Origin of the sequence: Lactobacillus kimbladii (genome assembly GCF_000970755.1) — a bacterium.
Classification (GTDB): Bacteria; Bacillota; Bacilli; order Lactobacillales; family Lactobacillaceae; genus Lactobacillus; species Lactobacillus kimbladii.
The window spans coordinates 1,773,385-1,791,979 of sequence record NZ_KQ034007.1 but is presented as its reverse complement, the minus strand read 5'-3'; the positions used below and the strand labels follow the sequence as shown (position 1 = coordinate 1,791,979).

Here is an 18,595-nt window from a genome sequence, read left to right as displayed (position 1 = left end):
AATAATGACTTACTCTGCTAGAAGAAGGAAATTGAACTCTAGCAATTTGTGATTACCAACTGTCTTTAGGTTTAGTACTTACCAGCCATGATCTTGATCTATTTGTATATTCCTAAGTTTGAGTATGTCCACCAGCATTATAAGCACCTGAACCATATAAGTTCATTGGTGGAGATTTACTTAAATTCCTGTTGATCATAGATCCACAATTAAGCAAGCAAAAAGGCAAGAAATTTCATGAAAATTTCTTGCCTTTTATTAAAAGTTAAAACTTTAAAACTATTTATTCGGCTCCGATAATTTAGGCCCAGCTAGATACTTGATATCTGACGCTTTAAAGAAACATCTAGGATTATCTGCCTGCTGATAATATAGCTCCTCTTTTTTGCTATCTGGATTAATTATTTTAATAGCCGTACTTACTGATACGCTTGTTCCCTTTCGAAGAAGTGTACCTGTAAATGCTTTGCCATCTTTATCATAATATTTTGCATCGTTTACAGCATATACTTGTGTAAAAACACTATAAAAAGGTAATAGCTGTCTTGGAGTGGTCTTAATATAGACATTACCAATAAATTCATCTGTACCCTTAATCCGATATAATTTTTGTATAGCAGGTGGAGTATTAATACGTTTTGGACCAAACTCTTCTGAATTAGTTTCTTTATCTAGAACTATCTTTTGTCCACCACTTAAATATTTATCAAGCTGTTTACCTTGATTATCGTAAAGAGGTATTTTAGTTTGTGTTGACCAGAGCTTAGTAGTCACAGAAGCTTCATTAGTATATAAATCATTGCCATTTATTTTTGCAACATTGACAACTTTGATATAACCACCATGACCGATATTATAATACTCTTTACCTTTAATTGTTACATAAGGTAAATAAAACCAATTCCAGTTACTATCATGAAATGAATAACGTTCAGCCATTGCATCAGTTGTCGTTTGAACCTTGCCAGCATACTGAATTGAGCTGCCTTTTTGTAATAAACCGTTAGTTCGAAGGTAAGAATATACTTTTTGCCCTTTTTTATTATAGACACGTGTTTTATGATTTAAGACTAAAGTGCCTTGCTCGTTATTTTCATCTTGGTTAGTAGTTTGTGCTGCATGAGCTTGGTATCCATCTATTGTTACAGTAGATATAGAAGTAGCTGCCAATATTCCAGCTGCTATGCTAATAAATAATTTCTTTTTTCTCATTTTAATTATCTCTCTGTTAAAAGTTTAATAGTTATTTTCTTTAATGTCTGCTAATTCCCATTTATTTCAACATACATATTCTTTTCAATCTATAATTAAAAAGTTAAAAGCCCAATTAGACCAATCACTAGTTTTCATAATACTCATTAAGCGAAATTGCTACGAAACCTAGTGCTACAAGGCTTAAAACTGCGCAAATAAATACTTGTGGATTTTAAGCCATATAGCAAAAGGGAAGGCTGTTAAATCAGTCTTCCCTTTTTTTCGTTACCTGGTAATTTCACAATTAGACCAATTGCTTCATTTCAGCTTATTTGCTACTTTTAATCCTTCAACTTTAAGCTGCTCCATGTGCTTCATAAATTAATAAGAAATCACTTTGATAGCAGCAGTAAATAAAAAACTTGTTCACTTATCTTACAGGTTACCAATTAGAAGAACAGGAATATTAGCATAAACTTCGTTATCAATCCATTGCTTCAATTGAGTAATTGATTCTTGAGCCAATTTTTTATCTGAACCCTTTAATTTATTAGCCAATTTTTCAGCAGTGACTAGCTTCTTTGCTATTTTCTCTTTAGAAGTATTATTGATTATTTCTGCTTCGGTTTTTGTTAATGGCTTAAGCGATTTTCTCAGACCATTTACATTGTATGTCCCAGTTAAAAAGTTAGTCCAAAACTTATATTTGCCATTTTGCGACACAATATGAACTAAGGAACCATTTTTTTCCGATTCAACACGATCTATTTTGAATAACATGTTTTTAGCAAAAATTTTTTTAGCATGCTTCAAACTATATTTTTTAAGTAAGCCATTTTTTCTTTGATACAATCCGCCATCAGCAGTAGCTACATTTTTAGCTAACTTGAAAACATAACCAGCTTTAGTCAATTTGTTAGACCATGCTTTATCAGACACACCCTTATCATTGACTACAGTCTTTGTATCGCTTGCGTTAGCTGCTTTAACAGATACACAGTTATTGCTTACACTATCACTTGTTGCCTCAGCTTTGACACTTGTTACTGCTAATGGAGTTGCAACTGTCGCAAAGGTTGCAGCAGCAACACTTAATCCAACAATATACTTAAATTTCATAATTAATTCTCCTATAATGTATATTAAAATGTTATAATAATATAACATTTTAATAAATTAATATTTTAATATAGAGATTATATATCTTTAATTAATTTTGCTCAATTATTTACACCTATAAAAGTAGCCTAAGATAAAATCTTAGGTCTCACTTTTATACTACTTAAGTAGTTCGTTAAGAATATCTTTGATCATATTAAACACATCTCGAATTGTGGTAATTACATGATACAAGAGAATTAGATAACGTCAGACATGTTTAACTAAACGTGTAAGCAAGTTAAGTCACTTGTAAGACGTCTAAGACGGTCCACGAGGATCGCTTTTTATATATTTATTTTTTATTCTCTTTTAGCCTACTAACATCAGCTTGCCTGATTTGATCCTTGTAAACCTTTTTATTGCCCTCGGGTATATTTTATTTACACCTGATTCCCTATCAAATGGGCAACTTCTTGGCGATAAGCTGTATGATCTAGCTGCCAAACTCATTTCTTTTTTCGCTCAAAAATGAATGTCGCAAATTTTTTAAAAAGCTTAAAAAATAACCCCCAAATTTGTCCTAAATTTGGAGGTCACTTCAAGGACTAACTTCGTTAAATATCGGAAATTAATCCTCAATTGGAATCTAATAAACAGTCCCAAATTACAGCACACTATCAAAAAATTATTCCTTTTAATAAAATGTGAACTTGTTTTATGGCTCATCTAACTAAATTTTTGATAATTTTGCTTATCAAACTGGGTAAAAAGTATTTACAATGGTCTCGTTAAAGCCAGCATACTATTAACTTTTAATTCATCAGCTGGAAGAAACCAACTATTCTGTTGATTCTTTAAGGTGAGTGTAATTTGTTTAACCTCTTGCAGGCTGGCTGTATTTGAACTATTAATTTGCTTTGCATATGCTAAAGCTGCATCATATGTTTCATGTCTGTATTGCTGATAATTCTCACTTGCTTTAACTTTTTCATCTTGATTGATTGCTTTTTGCAAGTCTTGTTTATCAGTTTCAGTAGCTGCCTTGGCATCTGTTTTGGCTTCATTTACTGTATTAACAGGCTTTAACAATGGTCCAGAAACAAATTTGCTGTCAGCTGCTTTAACAAAAGTCATACTGTCTTTGTTAATTGTCTGGAGAGAAATGTCACTCACAGTTGTATTTGGAGCAAGGTGGTAATATAACTCAGCCTTGTTTTCCTTGTTATTCCAAATGTATAGTACCTCATCAACGGGTATGAAAGTGCCTTTAGCAAAAGAAGTAGTTGCACCGTTTATTGCCGTTAGGTTTGAACGAGCCTGTCCGTTGGCATCATAAGCATCAGTATTCTTGCTGGCAGAAACATAAGTATAATATGTATAGTTTAGAAGCTGCTGTCTTGGCTTTTTGTTTACTATTGATGTGGCGAAAAAGCCTGTCTTTGTTCCGCTTATGCGATAACTAGCTCTGTATGATGGTCCAGACAATACTTGAGAGACGCGATCAACTTTGACCTTTTCTCCAGGCTTAATACTTGTACGCTCTTTACCGGTGCCAACCCGTATAGCACTAGTTGTATTAACTTTCACACTTACATCAGTTGTGTAAAGTGGTTTATTATCTATCTGCCCAACATTGGCCGCATTAACATAGCCACCGGCTCCAATATTGTAGTAATATTTACCACCGATTTTTTTATAAGGGAGCCATGACTGATTATAGTTGTCATCATTGACTAGGAAATACTGTTTGCTATTCCGGTCAATTTTTTCTACAGAGCCAGAGTATTTCAAAGGGGTTCCTTTGCGCAAATGCGTATTCTTTTTACTGCCACGGAATTTGTATAGCCGTTTACCATTCTTATCGTAAACATAAGAATTGTAATTGAGCTCCAAGTTGCCATCTTGTACCTGTTTGTTAACAACATCAACATTAGCCGCCTTAACGTAGACACCACTGGTTAAAGGATAGTAGCTTTTACCATTAATCGAAGTTGTTTTGGCATTACCGTTTACGGTGGTGCCCATACGTAATGTTCCCTTACCGTTATAATAGGTGCGCTTGCCCTGAGCCGTATAAACATAAGAATTATGATTCAACGTGAGAGTATCAGTCTTAGCAGCTAATACTTCTGTATTGCTTGGCATTACTGCGGGTAGCATAGGACTAATAGCAAGAATGCTTGCTATGGAAGCATAAACGAACTTTTTATTTAATTTCATGTAATCACCTCAAAAATTGATTAAATACCTTACATACAGTATAGAATAATAGCCTGTCTTTGAATAGGTTTTCAAACAGTTTAATACTAAGTTAATAAGGTGAAGGTGAGTGAAAGTTATTTACACCAAGCCGTTTAGTTAATTATCTGGCTCTTCTTTTATTCAATATGCAAACAGTATTTGTTATAATTAATTTAGAATTCAAGCAAATTGTTTTGAGGGCGGTTGGCTGTTGATCTGGAAAGGAGATGGTGCCTATGGCACGAAATCTTTTAGAAAGAGAAGCAGTTAATGAGCGTTTACCAGGCATTACAAATAATGTTGGCATTCGCCACGTTTATTATTGTGTTGTTGGATTATATCAATAATCACAAGAAATAAAAAAGACCGTCCCAATAATACTTTAGCAAGTCGGGGATAGTCTTTATCTCTCACTCAGCTAACCGCCTTTAGAGCGGCTGCTTGTTTTCAAAGAGGTCTTGTTAGCGCAAGGCCTCTTTTTTTACAATTACATTATATCATGACTGAACTAATTTTGCACAACGGGCTGAGTAATGATTGGGCTAACATAGCTAGCAAGAGAAGCAGTCAATGAGCGTTTACCAGGCATTACAAATAATGTTGGCATTCGCCACGTTTATTATTGTGTTGTTGGATTATATCAACAATCACAAGAAATAAAAAAGACCGTCCCAATAATACTTTAGCCAGTTAGGGATAGTCTTCTATTACCTAGACAGCTAACCGCCTTTAGAGCGGCTGCTTGTTTTCAAAGAGGTCTCGTCGCGGGGCCTCTTTTCTTTATGATTACATTATATCATGACTGAATTAATTTTGCACAAGTTGACTGAGTCAGGGATTGCATGTTGCCATTTATAATCGTTTTTTTTTACAGTTACAAAATAGGAATAAGGAAAAAATTAGTGCTAACGGGAAATTGTTCAGTATAAATATTAAAAGAAAATAAAATTATCTTATTGACTTTTAAAGATTAAAACCTTATTATTTTGGTTATCTAATATTTATTTTTTATTAATTTAAAAGCCTGAGTTTTAATAATTAAGCTAAAAATTTCTTCACATGGCTTATGGACAAGCTTAAGAGCAATATTGAATTTAAAAATGAGTATACATACTATAAGTGAAGAACTAGACTAACAAAATGCTATTTAAAAAATATTGGACGGGAAAACTATGATTATAAAATACTCACACCCCTGGAAAATAGCCTTATACGTTTTTTTTGCTTTTTTGAAATCGCTTCAGGTTGTTTTTGTTGCCTTCATTTTTCAAAAATTTATTGATTTCGCCCAAAAGCCTCAAGGCAGCTTAATCAAGCTGACTGTCTTTGCTGTTTGTGGTCTGCTAATATTTGGAATAGTCGGCATTATATATCAGTATTTCTATTATAAAATTATCGAAGAAATTAATCTTGCCTTGAAAAGTGCGTCTGCTAATTATTTAGTGAATAACTATGCTGGCCATAACGAAATTGACAGTTCATTTATGACCAATGACCTCAAGCAAATTGAAACCAATAGTATTGAGGCAGAGCTTTCAATCATTTCTGATTTAATTCAATTTTTGGCAGCTGTAATCTCTGCATTTGTTAGTTCCTGGATTATTGCGCTGGTATTTTTAATAGCTTCATTTACTCCTGCCGTTATTCAGTCTGTTTTTGGCCCTAAGATCGAAAAAAATTCTGAAAAGTGGGAAAAATCCAATAGCAACTATACAAATACTGTTATTGAAACTCATTCTGGAGCGGAAATGGCTAACATCTATGATGTTCAATTTTCAATGGTTAACAGGTTGATTAAAGCAGCGAAGCTAATGGAAACGGCTCTTTTCAAAACCAATTGGACTAAAGGCATGTCTAATGAGATGACTATGATAGTAGCATATATTTTCAGTATGTTCCTTCCTTTTGCCATTGGTATCAGTTTCATTGTTAGCGGTCGGCTGACTTTAGGCACGTTTATGATGATTGCACAACTGGCTAATAATTTTATTAATCCTGTAGTTGGTATTTTTGGGTCAGTTAACGATATTAAAACGGCAAAACCGATTTTGCAAAAAATCAAAAAAATCGACTTGCTGATAAAGCCGCAGGGTAGCAATACTGCAACTGCTTCAGATACGTTCCAATCATTACAATTGACTGATGCTGGAGTTAGTCAGGGTAAACAGAAAATTTTTGCCAATGTTAATCTAAAAATTGATTCCGGGGAAAAAGTTCTCCTGCAAGCTCCATCAGGTTGGGGGAAATCAACTTTACTGAATGTCTTAATTGGTATTCAACAACTTGATTCTGGATCCTATGAAGTTAATCATTCTGAAGTAAATGGTGATTGGGCAAAACTACACGAGTACTTTTCCTTTATTCAGCAAAAGCCTTTTATTTTAGATGATACTTTAAAATACAACATTACTTTAGGTCGCCATGTGTCTGAAGAAGACTTAAATTATGCTGTTGAACAAGCCGGCTTAACTGATCTCGTAAACGAAAAGGGCTTAGACTACCAACTTGGGAAGGGTGGTAGTAATTTATCTGGTGGTCAAAATCAACGAGTTGAAATTGCACGAGCATTAGTATCAAAAAGACCAATATTATTGGCTGATGAAGCAACTTCATCTCTTGATCAGAACTTGTCTTTGCAAATACATCAAACTATTCTAAGTGAGTTTAAAGGAACTGTTATCGAAGTTGCTCACCACATTTCATCAAACGAAAAGGAAATGTTTGATCAAATAATTGATTTATCAAAGCAATCTTGATCTTGAGCTATCAATAAAGCATAGTAAAGTAAGAGAAAAATAAGTAAAAAAGGATATGACTCTCGAAATTGAAGTGTTCCATAATAGTTAGACAATAATCCGACTATAAGGAGCACTTTTTTTCATGAATAAATGTTCCATTGCTTTGAAAAGCTGTATAAGAATCTCACCGAGCTGGGAGATGCAGTAAGAAACTATTGAGTATTACAATCAGAAAAGAATTAAAATCAAGCTAAAAGGACTAACTCCGATCGAATATCGGCAGTTAGTCCTCAGTAAAGCTAATAAAGTGTCCTAATTTTAGGGTTCACATCATTTAATAATTTCTTGCTTTTTTTATTAACTTTGTAAGTTTCTAATATTCTTCTGGCATTGTTTTTCTTGAAATACCATACACAGAATATTCATAATTAGTTAGGTATGCTAGTTTTCCTTGCATTTGTAAACGTCTCGTGGCTTCTTTGACCTCGGAAATTGTTGCCTTATCTGAGCTATTAATTTCTTTGGCCTTTTTTAGTGCATCATCATAAAGTTTGAAACCAGAAGCTTTATATCCATCAGTATTGTGAACTGCATTTTCCTGATCAATTTCCTTTTGGAGGTCTTTTTTATCTGCTGCAGTTGCTATTTTCGCATCTGCTTTAGCTTCATCAACCGTATTAAGAGGTTTCAAAAATGGACCAGAAATATATTTACTGTCAGCAGCTTTGATGAATGACATATGTTCTTCATTGTTTTCTTCAAAGTTGGTGTGCGTAAAGCCATTTACGTCACCTAAATGATAGTAGAGCTCAGCTTTGTTGTCCTTATTCGACCAAATGTATAACAATTCATCAACCGGAATTTTTTCGCCCTCAATAAAGGTCGTTAGACCGGCTTTATCAACCTGATTTGGTCGTAAGTCTCCATTAGCATCAAAAATATCAGTTCCAGAAGTAATTAGAACATAGGTGTCAGCGGTAAAAGTCAGCAGCCTTTGTCTTGGCTCTTTTTGTACGTATGATTTAGGAAACCAGCCAGTTTTTGTCCCACTAATAATGTAACTTGGTGAACTGGTTGGATCATACCTAAATAGGGTTTCACGGTTAACTTTTATTTTTTGTAAAGGCTTAACCGTGATTTGTTCTTTGCCCAAGCCAATCTGAACTCCTTTGGAGTCAATATCCTTTGGACTAATTGTCACGGTTGCTTCTGCGACATAAAGGGGCTTGTTATCAATGTTGCCAATATTGGCCGCATTAACATAGCCACCGGCTCCAATATTGTAGTAATATTTACCACCGATTTTTTTATAAGGGAGCCATGACTGATTATAGTTGTCATCATTGACTAGGAAATACTGTTTGCTATTCCGGTCAATTTTTTCTACAGAGCCAGAGTATTTCAAAGGGGTTCCTTTGCGCAAATGCGTATTCTTTTTACTGCCACGGAATTTCCCCAAACGCTTGCCATTCTTATCATAGACGTAAGAATTGTAATTGAGCTCTAAATTGCCGCTTTGAACCTCATTGTTAATGGATCCAACATTAGCCGCCTTAACGTAGGCACCACCGGTTAAAGGATAGTAGCTTTTACCATTAATTGAAGTTGTTTTGGCACTACCGTTTACAGTGGTGCCCATACGCAATGTCCCTTTACCGTTATAATAGGTGCGCTTGCCCTGAGACGTGTAAACATAAGAATTATGATTCAACGTGAAAGTATCAGTCTTGGCGGCTGTTACTTCTGTATTACTTGACAATACTACCGATAATACAGGACTAATAGCAAGAACGCTTGCTATGGAAGCATAAACAAACTTTTTATTTAATTTCATGTAATCACCTCAAAAATTGATTAAATACCTTACATACAGTATAGAATAATATGCTGTCTTTGAATAGGCTTTCAAAAATATAAACCAAGTAAAGATGTTTTGAAAGTATTTAAACCAAAATTATGCATAAAGCCAGGAAACTAAATTAGTTATTTCTATTTTTAATGTTTTTCAGCTAAACAGTGGGTTAAACTTTGGATATTATTATGAATTAATTGTAAAAAGAAGCTCTACTATCAATAGAACTCCTCTTGAACAAAACTTTATAATATTCAGATAACCGTCATTTGACAATAACTAATGCCGCAAAAGTTTTAAAACTTAATAACTTCATCTGCTTTAGCTATCAAGTCGTTATTATAAGTATGGGTTACGTATAATAATGTAATAGGTAAACTTAAAAGCTTGCTTTCAATTTTTTGTAAAGTAGCCTTATCTATTCCAGAAGAAAATTCATCCAAAATTAACACACTTTTTTCCCTAAGTAGTAATCTTGCTAATTCAATTCTTTTAGCCTCTCCACCAGATACTTTTGTATCTGAATTTCCTAGTTTCATACTCAACGATTCAGCATTGGCCCACTTATCCAATTCTACAAACTTTAATGCTTTAATTATAATTTCATCCGGATAACTTTTATATAAAGTCAGATTATTACGCAATGTGGTTGCAAAAACATGGCCATCTTGTGGTAAGTAACTGAAATTTTGATAAATTTGATTATCTGTGAGTTTTGAAATATTTATTCCATTTAACAGAATCTCTCCTCCATAATTATCTAATTGTTTGGTAATAAGCTTGATGAAAGTAGATTTACCACTGCCACTTTTACCAACAATTAAATATTTTTTCCCAGCTTTAATTTTAAGATTCAGTGAATCAATAACATTTTTTTCTTCAAAAGAAACACTTACATCCTTTAATTCTATACTAGAAAAAGCATCAATGTTTTTTTCATTGTCCGAGGTAATTGTTTCTTTATTTGTTTCATTTTCAATTGAATCAAATACTTTTTTCCCACCAATCCATTGAGAAAAAAGATCAGAAAAACTGTAAATAGGAAAAGAAATATTCGTAACTAGTTGGGTAAACGCCACAATTTGACCAATTGATAAGTTGCTCTTTATGATAAAAAAAGTTCCAATTAGCCACGTACCAAAATATAAAAAGTCAGAAAAAGTTTTATTGAAAACCGTCACTGTATTTTCAGTCTTTAGCTCTTCTTTTTCACAATGTAACAGCTTTTTGTTAATCATTTTTTCTTCTGAAACCACTGCAGCTTCAGAACGATTCACTTTCCAATCTGTCAAACCAGAAAATAAGTCATTTGTTTCATTGATATAATTATTAGTTGCCTCTATTGTTTTACTTTTTTTAATTTGTAATTTTGTTTTAAAAATTAACGGGATAAAGATATTAGGAATACTTAAAATAATAGCAAAAATCGCCATAACAGGATTTATTATCCAAGATAGCAAACTAGCAGCAAGAAATTGTAGTAGTAAATATAAACCCCAAAAAAATGTATAAAAGTAGTTTTGTCCTAAATTGTCCATTTGGCTAGTTAATAATGAAATGTATTGACCAGATTCATTTGAATTAAGTGTTAGCAGTCTTTGCTTTGACAAACGTTCAAAAACCACATTACGATAGACCGAAACAGCTTCTTTTGCTAAAAATTGTGAATTTAGCTGCTGCAAATAATATGCCAGAGACTGAACCAAAATAAATAACAATACATTTATAACCAAAGACACATATTTATTCAAACCTTTGCTTGAAGCTACATCCATAATGTACTTTAATACAAGCGAGTTCGAAACCATTAATAGTGCCAAAATAATTGTTAAAATGAAGTAAACTATTACTCTTTTTGAGTCTTTTTTTAAAATATATTTCACTCACATACCCCCATAGATACTTTTTAATAGCCGAAATATTAGAATAAAATAAGTTTAAAATCTTTTGTATTCCTTTATTATATATTATCAACTTAAGTTATTAAACTATATTCTGATCTATAGAATAGGGGGGCAATCTTATAAGACGGAATAAAGCAGATCATGTGTCTGTGGCTAAAACAATAATTCTGATATGGAAACAAATGATTAAAATCAATTTCAAAATTTATTGTCCATTAATAATTTATAGCAGCTGCTTAATGTACTTAATAAAAATTTGCGATAAGATTGAAACCCACAGCCGCATCAGCATAATCTGTGTTTTTATCCCATGCTATGCCTACACCCATTTTTGTATAATTGGGATTAAGCAATAAATCACGGTGTTGCCAGTTAGAAGCAGCATCATAATAAATAAAACAATCTAAAATTTCTTTTGCAGTTATTTCAGGTGAACCATAAGCACTCGCTGTGCCACCAGCTAAAACTTCACCAAACTTTGTTTTTTCACCGTTAGGTCGAACATGGCTATAGTTTCGAAGAGTTTCCTTAGCACGCAATTTGGCGTATGTGTGTAAAGCCTCATTGTAAATAAAAGGCTTCATTCCCTTATTATTTCGTAAAGCATTTAATTGGCTGAGAAAGCTGTCTTCAATAGCCTTTGTGTAACTATCATTTTTAATTTCAGCGATAGTTTTTTTAGGGCTACTAGACAATATAGATCTATTTTCTTGGTCTGCATCATCCTTATCTTTTTTACTTGAGTTTTCAACATCAGTTTTTAATAGCCAATTATCTTTATTTACTGCTAGCCATTCATTACCGTTTGAGTCCCTTTGTTTTTCATATATTTTCTGGTTACCAATAAAATCATTTCCAAACGCACTGTCTTTTTGCGGTATAACGTGCGCACTAACATAATTTTCGAGGTTAATAGTAAACAGATACTTTTTTATTTTTCTAACATTGGACTTTTTTATGTACTTATTTTTACCGATTCTAACAAAGCTTTTTCCTTTTATTTTTTTCCTATTATAGACTTTTATTAATTTGCCCTTTTTTAAAGTAAAGCCAATTTTTCTTCTTCCTTTGCTATCGTAAATAAAGGCATTATGAGTAATCTTTGCTTTCTGATAGCTAGAAGCTTGGACAACATTATGAAAACTGTTTGTTTCCACATCAACGCAACTAAATAATGCCAGGGATAAAGCAATGCTACTATTTAATTTAATCACTTTCCTTTTGAAATTCATTTTTCCTCCTTATGATAGTTAAGAATATTGTTTACATGACTATCATAAAAGTATAAATGAATTTCTATGGATTTTAAAAGTAGAGCAGAAATTAATTTCCTTCTGTATATTCGCATGGATGCTTCTTTTTATATGGAATAAAAATCCTTTAAAGAACGGTCTAATCTAAAGATAGTAATATTACTTATCTTTTGTAGAAGTAGCAGAGCAAAAAAATTTCTGGAAGATTTATCGATCTTAGACTCTTTTGTAATTATTTTAATTCAAAGGTTATTTGTTATATCGATAAAAAATGATATGCTAAAGCTTAAGACAGTGTATAGTGTATGAAATAAAAAGTTTACAGTATTTAACCTGCTAAAATAATCAAAATTTCGCAAGCCTTTAAATATTTGCAAAATATAATAGACTAGGAGAGCTTTTTATGGATACTACGAATTACGATTTGATTTACGAGATTATTATTTTAATATTCGTTATTATTGCATTTATAACATTGCTATCTATGATTTATCTCAAGTCAAAAGCTTGGCATAAGCTTAATTTGGAATCACGAAAAGAAGTCGCAGCTTCTACAGTAGAGTTTGTAGCAAAGCCTGGAATTGAGAGAGAAGTGGTAATGATAATGCCAGCCGGTTTATTGCGACTATTGTTCTGTTATTAACTTTGGCTTTTTTTACATCAGAAGTTGTTATTCTATTAATAGGAAATTTGATTTTCATTGTTACCGTGTTAGCAGAAATGTATATGAATGCAGATTTAACTAAAAAAGCAAGAAAGCATTATACAAGTATTCCCTATATTTATAATGCAAAACGGGCAAAATTAGTAAGGAGATTATATATTATTTGTCGTATTTCTTATATGATTGTCGCTGTTGCGTGTACTTTTTTGATTTATTCGGTATTTGGCTGGTAGTAGGCTAGAATTATGTTGTTGACATCTCAGGATTAGCAAGAGAAAGAGCTAAAAGTATCTATAGGTAACCATGCATACTTAATGAATTGAAGTACTCGATGGCTATGCGAAAACAAATGATGTCAAGTTTGTTCATAGTATCAAATCAAAGCCAAGCAACACAAAAGCTGAAGAGAAAGCAAAAAGAAGATATAATAATATTAAAAGTAAGTTAGAAAGGAGTTTATAAATGAAAGTAAAGACGAAAATAGCTGCTCTGCTGGTCGCTGGCTTGTTTAGTACAGCAATAATCTTTACAATAACTAGTCAAGCAGCACCAACTGTCCAAGCAGCTAATCACACTCTTACCAAAACTATTATGCATAAATCGGTAGCTTATACTGAAGCTGGCAAGCGTACTAAAAATAAATACCGTGCCTTTACAACTGTCAAAGTTGAAGATGAGCCGGTAATAATTAAAAAACAGCCTTACTACAAGCTTAAAGGTAAAAATCGCTACCTCAAAGCGTCCAATATAGATGGGGTTAAGCGCAAAGTTAAACATAATTCCTATGTTTATGCCACTAGTACTCGTAAAGCCAGTTTAAATTTAATCAGAAAGGGCCGAACAATAATTACCTACGGGAGTGCGTTACGTTTTAAAAACGGTAAACGCTACTACCGAATAGGGGGCCCGATAAAGCAATACCTAAAGGCTGGTAATGTTGGAGCAGTAATTGGCTCACCAACTGAAGAAACTACTGTGACGGCAATTGCACAGTTAGGTACAGCGATTTATGGTACTAAAAAAGTAAAAATTGCGAAAGCTGGTACTAAATTTAAAGTAGATCGTTTAGAAACTGGATCACCCGCTGCATATATTATGAATCAAAGAGGGCAGTTCGTGCCTGAGCCTAAAATTTACCGTATTAAGGGAACAGATCATTGGTTATGGTTTTCAAATGTTAAAGCTAAAAAGAAATTGCCAGTCCATGACTATAATGCAGAAAATTTCAGTTATGTTAGTCTCTATAAAGATATTGATGTTTATAATGCAGATGGCAGCACGCAAGACCATGATGGGCAAAAGATTTCTAAAAAAGTCAATTACTTAAGAGTTGAAAAATTACTATATCTTTGGGTGCCAGCTGATCAAAAGGCAGAATTGTTTTACAATCTGACCATTCATCAGATTTATTCCAATAAGAGCGAAAAAATGGAGCTGGGAGATGCCTATGTTAGAGCTAGTGATGTTAAATATGGTTATGGTATCAAATTAAAGCCAAGTAACACAAAAGCAGAAGTCGAAGCCCAAGCTCAAGCCCAAGCAAAATCTGCTGCTAATAATTAAAGCAGGTGAAAAAATTAATCAAAATTTGAATAATTACTTGTTTTCAAAGAAGGCTTGCTTTGCAAGGCTTTTTTTTAGCTACAAAATAAAATGAAAGATTTCTGTAAAACTTTTTATAATTTATATTAAAATATATTTTAAATTTTTATAATATCAGGATATGTAGTTACTTTTATGATATTCTATAATTGTATAATTTAAATAAAATCTATTAAAAATTTAACAAAGAGACAAATGCGAGAATATTATTAATTTTATTAGATGTGGCCTTCTCTTTTTAGGGTTATTTATAATATATGTAAGGTATTGATTTATTAGTGACTAAAAATATTCTTAAATTAACCGATTTTTGTTTTAGCTTTTTGATTGAATTATTAAATAACATTGTAATTGCAGTATATGTTTTAAATAATCTTGTTCCAAAGGATATTCATGGTATTTTGCAGCTGATGTTTGATAGCGATAACCTTGTTATATTCATCCCAATTTTTGTTAATGCCATTACTCTTCTTTATATATATCATTTAAATGAAAGTATGAAAGAAGAGAAATTTATACGAATAATAGTTGGATCGACAATATGGCAAATGAAATTAAAAGCAGAATGCATAAGTTGAACGAATATTTGAACATAGAATCTCTTTTAAAAAGAAACCAAATACACTATCAGGTGAGCAAAAGCAATTTTGACAGTCACGCATGACAAAAAAATTGCGGCATTACATGATAATATTTATAAACTAAGTAGCAGAAAGTAGCAGAAAAATTACCAAGTTAAACTAAAAAAGAATTATGGGTTTTGATAATACACTCAAATTTCGAATAAATTTGAGTGTATTATTTTGCCTAAATTATCTTGGTAATTAGAATCAAGATTTTTAATATAATATTTAAATTTTAAAGGTAGAAACGTTAGTATTTTTGAACTAAACAACTCCTAATTGCTTCTGATGGTTAAATTTATTTTTTAAATAGGAAGCTTTTTAGTTTTTAGTAATAACCACTTAGTCTAAAAAAATACCTCTTAGAAAATAAATATATACTTTAAAACAAAATTATGATTAAATTAAAAGAACAAACAGTAACGGGAAAGATTTAAACAAGATAAATCATATTGCTTCTATGGAACAAGACCATTTTAGCAAAATATGTTAAATATAAATGAAAGGTAAAAACAATTATGAAAAAATATTTTGATAACAAAAGCATAATACTATGTTTTTTGTTGACCCTGATCGTAGGTCTTGCTACTCCTTTTAACACGTGGTCTTATTCGCAAATCTTTGCCATGGTCGAAGCTGGTGATAAAAGACGAGTAGTTCTAGAAGTCTGTTTGATTGTTCTGATTATTTTCTTATTAACTGTTGCCCGCTACTTTTACGAGAGGACGCTAAATCGGAACATCTACCTCTTCAATAAGAACGTGCGCAGTGATCTGCTATCTTCTGATTTTGTTAAACAACAAGAACCAGTTTCTGATAAGTTATCATTTGTCACCAATGATTTAGAGTTGGTAGAAAATAATTACGTCAAAGAAGTATTTAATTTAATCACTTCTATTGTTAACCTGCTGCTATGTTTGGCTATGGCTATCAATGCGAACTTTATCCTGACTCTTGTTTTTATGCTTTTTTCAGTTATTTCAGCAATTGCTCCAAAAATTATGGCTAAACGGGTTATGGAAAGCTCTAAAGCTTGGAGTGCTAGTGTTGGTAAGTACACGGGATTTATGTCGGATTACCTCAAGCACATTGACCTAATCTTGCATTATAATGCGATGCCTTTCTTTTTACTGAAAGGCAAGAAGGCAATTACTGAAACAGCTGAAGCGAAGCAGAAACGGGAAAATACGATTGCCATGAGCAATTTACTGGCTGGTATTCTGGCTTATACCTTATCATTTTTGCCCATTGGGATTGGTATTTTATTTGTTTTAGACAAGCGCTTGCCTCTTTCTTCCTTTATTATGGTTCAGTATTCCAGTTCTTGGATCGTAAATTCTATCTTGGCCATCAACCGGTCAATGACAACGATTAACTCGGCTAAACCCTTGTTAACAAAAGTGACTAATATCAAGGAATTACCGCAGTCTACTCTCAGTGACGAGATGACGACAATAGATTTCAAAGACTTGCAACTCAATGGTGTGACTTTTGGCTATCAGGATAAGACTATTATTCAAAATGCCAGCTTGACGGTTAATCGTGGTGATAAAATTCTGCTGACTGGTCGCAGCGGCCAGGGTAAGAGCACATTGCTCAGATTAATGGCAAATATTATCCAACCAAACAAGGGAACAGTGGAATTAGTTGAACCAAATGGTAAGGCTGTTTCTCCTCAGCCTGATTACTTTGGAGAAGTCAATCAGGATTCGAATATTTTTCATGATACCTTGCGCTTTAACCTGACTTTGGGGCGTGACTTTTCTAACCAAGAGATTGAGCATGCCATTCAAGAAGCGGGTTTAACGCCATTAATGCAAAAGATTGGCCTTGACGCCGTAATTCAAGAAGACGGAACTAACTTGTCAGGTGGAGAAAAGAAACGTATAGAAATTGCTCGTGCCTTTTTATATAATCGTAACTTTTTACTGATTGATGAGGGTACCGCATCCCTTGACCCACAAACCGCCCATGAGATTCATGAAATGATTTTATCTTCCGACTTGACAGTGGTTGAGATTGATCATCATATTCCAGAAGACTTGCAAAGTAAGTTCACCCATGCCTACAAATTAGAAGATAAGCAGCTAATCCCAATTAGTTAAAAGTACAGGAATGAAATGATACCGGATTTTGATTGCTAATGCTGAAGAATTAAAAATTAGTCTTAAAAAACTTTCAAGCATGACCTGAATTCAAATATTTAAGATGAGCTTTTTTAATAGTTAAATTCAACTTTCTTTAACTATTATGAAACATTTTTCTGAAATTGGTTAAATGATCGTTGAATCCCAAGAAACTATATACTTTAAAACAAAATTATTACTAAATTATGATAATAATGATTTGTGAGCATGATATCTAAATTTTTAGCTTTGAAATTGATTTTAAAAGTCAAAAACATGCTATTTCTTCAAAATATAAAGAAAATATAAAGAAAAATTATGCGTGCTTTTTTATACCAGACGGAGAAATTTTACATATAACTAAAATTTTTGTGACTAGTCTATAAAGCATATTTAAAATTTAGGTAAATTGTAAAATGAAGTTGAACACTTGCCCTGATTAGAAAATGAAAAAAGTCCATTGGACTTCTCTGATAGAATGTAATTACCCAAAATTCTAGAAAGAAGTTACCAATGAACTCCCTTAATTCTACCATATCTACTCACCAAAAGGGCCAACATCTTGCTTTGCAAGCTTTAACATTGCTGATTTTATTTTCTGATCTTTTTCAAATTCTGAAACATCTCTGCAGTAGTCATATCTATCGCCACTTCCGAGTTTATAGAACAATAGTGGGGGATTTGTCTTGGATTTGAAGAGAAGTGTCGCTCTTAGCTTGTATGCTTGTTCTTTAATGGCTCTTAACATGTGATGAGGTTTCAGTTTATATTTTCTACATCCATCAATAAAGTAGTAGAAAACTAGGGCAAGATTCCTTTCTTCATTGTCTTTTAAGGAAAAGATCTGATCATCGTCATTATAGAAAAGCATGTAATGGCCGTACTCAACATAATTTGTAACTTCATCTAAACCTTTAGCTAATCTATTTGCTTCTTTGTTTATTCTTTTGCCCAAAAGCAAATTGGGGAGTTTTACGGTTGAAATTGGCGCAAGGTTTATAGAATCAAAGTCAAACTTTTCTGTAGGGAAATTAGATACGTTGTCAATCTGCTTGCTAATCATATCGAAGATTACATCAGGACTAATAAAAGTGTCATCCTTTAAATGCTTATACGATTCTTGAATGATTAAGTTAAATATAAGCTTAGCAAAACTTTTAGAATCATTGTCTAATGATTCTATTCTGTATTGGCGATAATCATCGGCCATTATCCCTAAAACATAAGCTTTAGCATCAACGGCTTTTGCTTTTTTAAAAAAACATCGAAAACCATAATTAGAACCTTTCTTCTAATC

At 32.7% G+C, this 18,595-nt stretch carries 13 protein-coding genes and 1 pseudogene; 7 read left to right on the top strand and 7 right to left on the bottom strand.

Annotation, left to right across the window (positions count from 1 at the left end):
* Positions 1–279: 279 nt before the first annotated feature.
* The 3 genes from JF75_RS08820 to JF75_RS08810 form a co-directional block, all read right to left on the bottom strand.
* Positions 280–1,212 carry an SLAP domain-containing protein gene (locus tag JF75_RS08820; protein WP_046332696.1) on the bottom strand — a complete coding sequence of 311 codons (933 nt, stop codon included), beginning with the start codon at positions 1,210–1,212 and terminating at the stop codon, positions 280–282.
* 417 nt (positions 1,213–1,629) lie between these two features.
* Complete coding sequence (locus JF75_RS08815) at positions 1,630–2,313, bottom strand: hypothetical protein (RefSeq protein WP_046332695.1); 684 nt, start codon at positions 2,311–2,313, stop codon at positions 1,630–1,632.
* Between the two features lie 756 nt (positions 2,314–3,069).
* On the bottom strand, positions 3,070–4,515 hold the full coding sequence (locus tag JF75_RS08810) for an SLAP domain-containing protein (RefSeq protein ID WP_046332694.1): 1,446 nt from the start codon (positions 4,513–4,515) through the stop codon (positions 3,070–3,072).
* Positions 4,516–4,806: 291 nt separating this feature from the next.
* Here JF75_RS08810 and JF75_RS10810 point away from each other — a divergent pair, with 291 nt between their 5' ends.
* From JF75_RS10810 to JF75_RS10400, 4 genes and pseudogenes are all read left to right on the top strand, one after another.
* Positions 4,807–4,896, top strand: coding sequence for a putative holin-like toxin (locus tag JF75_RS10810; RefSeq protein ID WP_081945396.1), 90 nt, complete (start codon positions 4,807–4,809; stop codon positions 4,894–4,896).
* Positions 4,897–5,106: 210 nt separating this feature from the next.
* Positions 5,107–5,196 (top strand): putative holin-like toxin, encoded by a 90-nt coding sequence (locus JF75_RS10805; RefSeq protein ID WP_081945396.1) that lies wholly within the window; start codon positions 5,107–5,109, stop codon positions 5,194–5,196.
* 512 nt (positions 5,197–5,708) lie between these two features.
* Positions 5,709–7,292 (top strand): ATP-binding cassette domain-containing protein, encoded by a 1,584-nt coding sequence (locus JF75_RS08805; RefSeq protein ID WP_046332693.1) that lies wholly within the window; start codon positions 5,709–5,711, stop codon positions 7,290–7,292.
* A gap of 156 nt (positions 7,293–7,448) precedes the next feature.
* Positions 7,449–7,590, top strand: a pseudogene (locus tag JF75_RS10400) (IS3 family transposase); the annotation flags it as partial.
* A 57-nt stretch (positions 7,591–7,647) separates the two neighbouring features.
* On the opposite strand, the gene JF75_RS08800 reads toward JF75_RS10400, so the two are convergent.
* From JF75_RS08800 to JF75_RS08790, 3 genes are all read right to left on the bottom strand, one after another.
* The gene (locus JF75_RS08800; protein ID WP_046332692.1) at positions 7,648–9,108 is read right to left on the bottom strand and encodes an SLAP domain-containing protein; all 1,461 of its coding nucleotides are present in this window, start codon (positions 9,106–9,108) and stop codon (positions 7,648–7,650) included.
* Between the two features lie 314 nt (positions 9,109–9,422).
* Complete coding sequence (locus tag JF75_RS08795; protein ID WP_046332691.1) at positions 9,423–11,009, bottom strand: ATP-binding cassette domain-containing protein; 1,587 nt, start codon at positions 11,007–11,009, stop codon at positions 9,423–9,425.
* 266 nt (positions 11,010–11,275) lie between these two features.
* A complete protein-coding gene (locus JF75_RS08790; RefSeq protein ID WP_046332690.1) occupies positions 11,276–12,262 on the bottom strand; it encodes an SLAP domain-containing protein in 987 nt (328 codons plus the stop codon).
* Between the two features lie 424 nt (positions 12,263–12,686).
* Here JF75_RS08790 and JF75_RS08785 point away from each other — a divergent pair, with 424 nt between their 5' ends.
* From JF75_RS08785 to JF75_RS08770, 3 genes are all read left to right on the top strand, one after another.
* Complete coding sequence (locus JF75_RS08785; protein ID WP_046332689.1) at positions 12,687–12,926, top strand: hypothetical protein; 240 nt, start codon at positions 12,687–12,689, stop codon at positions 12,924–12,926.
* Positions 12,927–13,409: 483 nt separating this feature from the next.
* On the top strand, positions 13,410–14,510 hold the full coding sequence (locus tag JF75_RS08780) for an SLAP domain-containing protein (protein ID WP_046332688.1): 1,101 nt from the start codon (positions 13,410–13,412) through the stop codon (positions 14,508–14,510).
* Positions 14,511–15,690: 1,180 nt separating this feature from the next.
* Complete coding sequence (locus JF75_RS08770; protein WP_046332686.1) at positions 15,691–17,277, top strand: ATP-binding cassette domain-containing protein; 1,587 nt, start codon at positions 15,691–15,693, stop codon at positions 17,275–17,277.
* A 559-nt stretch (positions 17,278–17,836) separates the two neighbouring features.
* On the opposite strand, the gene JF75_RS08765 is transcribed toward JF75_RS08770, so the two are convergent.
* Complete coding sequence (locus JF75_RS08765; RefSeq protein ID WP_052726903.1) at positions 17,837–18,508, bottom strand: hypothetical protein; 672 nt, start codon at positions 18,506–18,508, stop codon at positions 17,837–17,839.
* Positions 18,509–18,595: the final 87 nt, after the last annotated feature.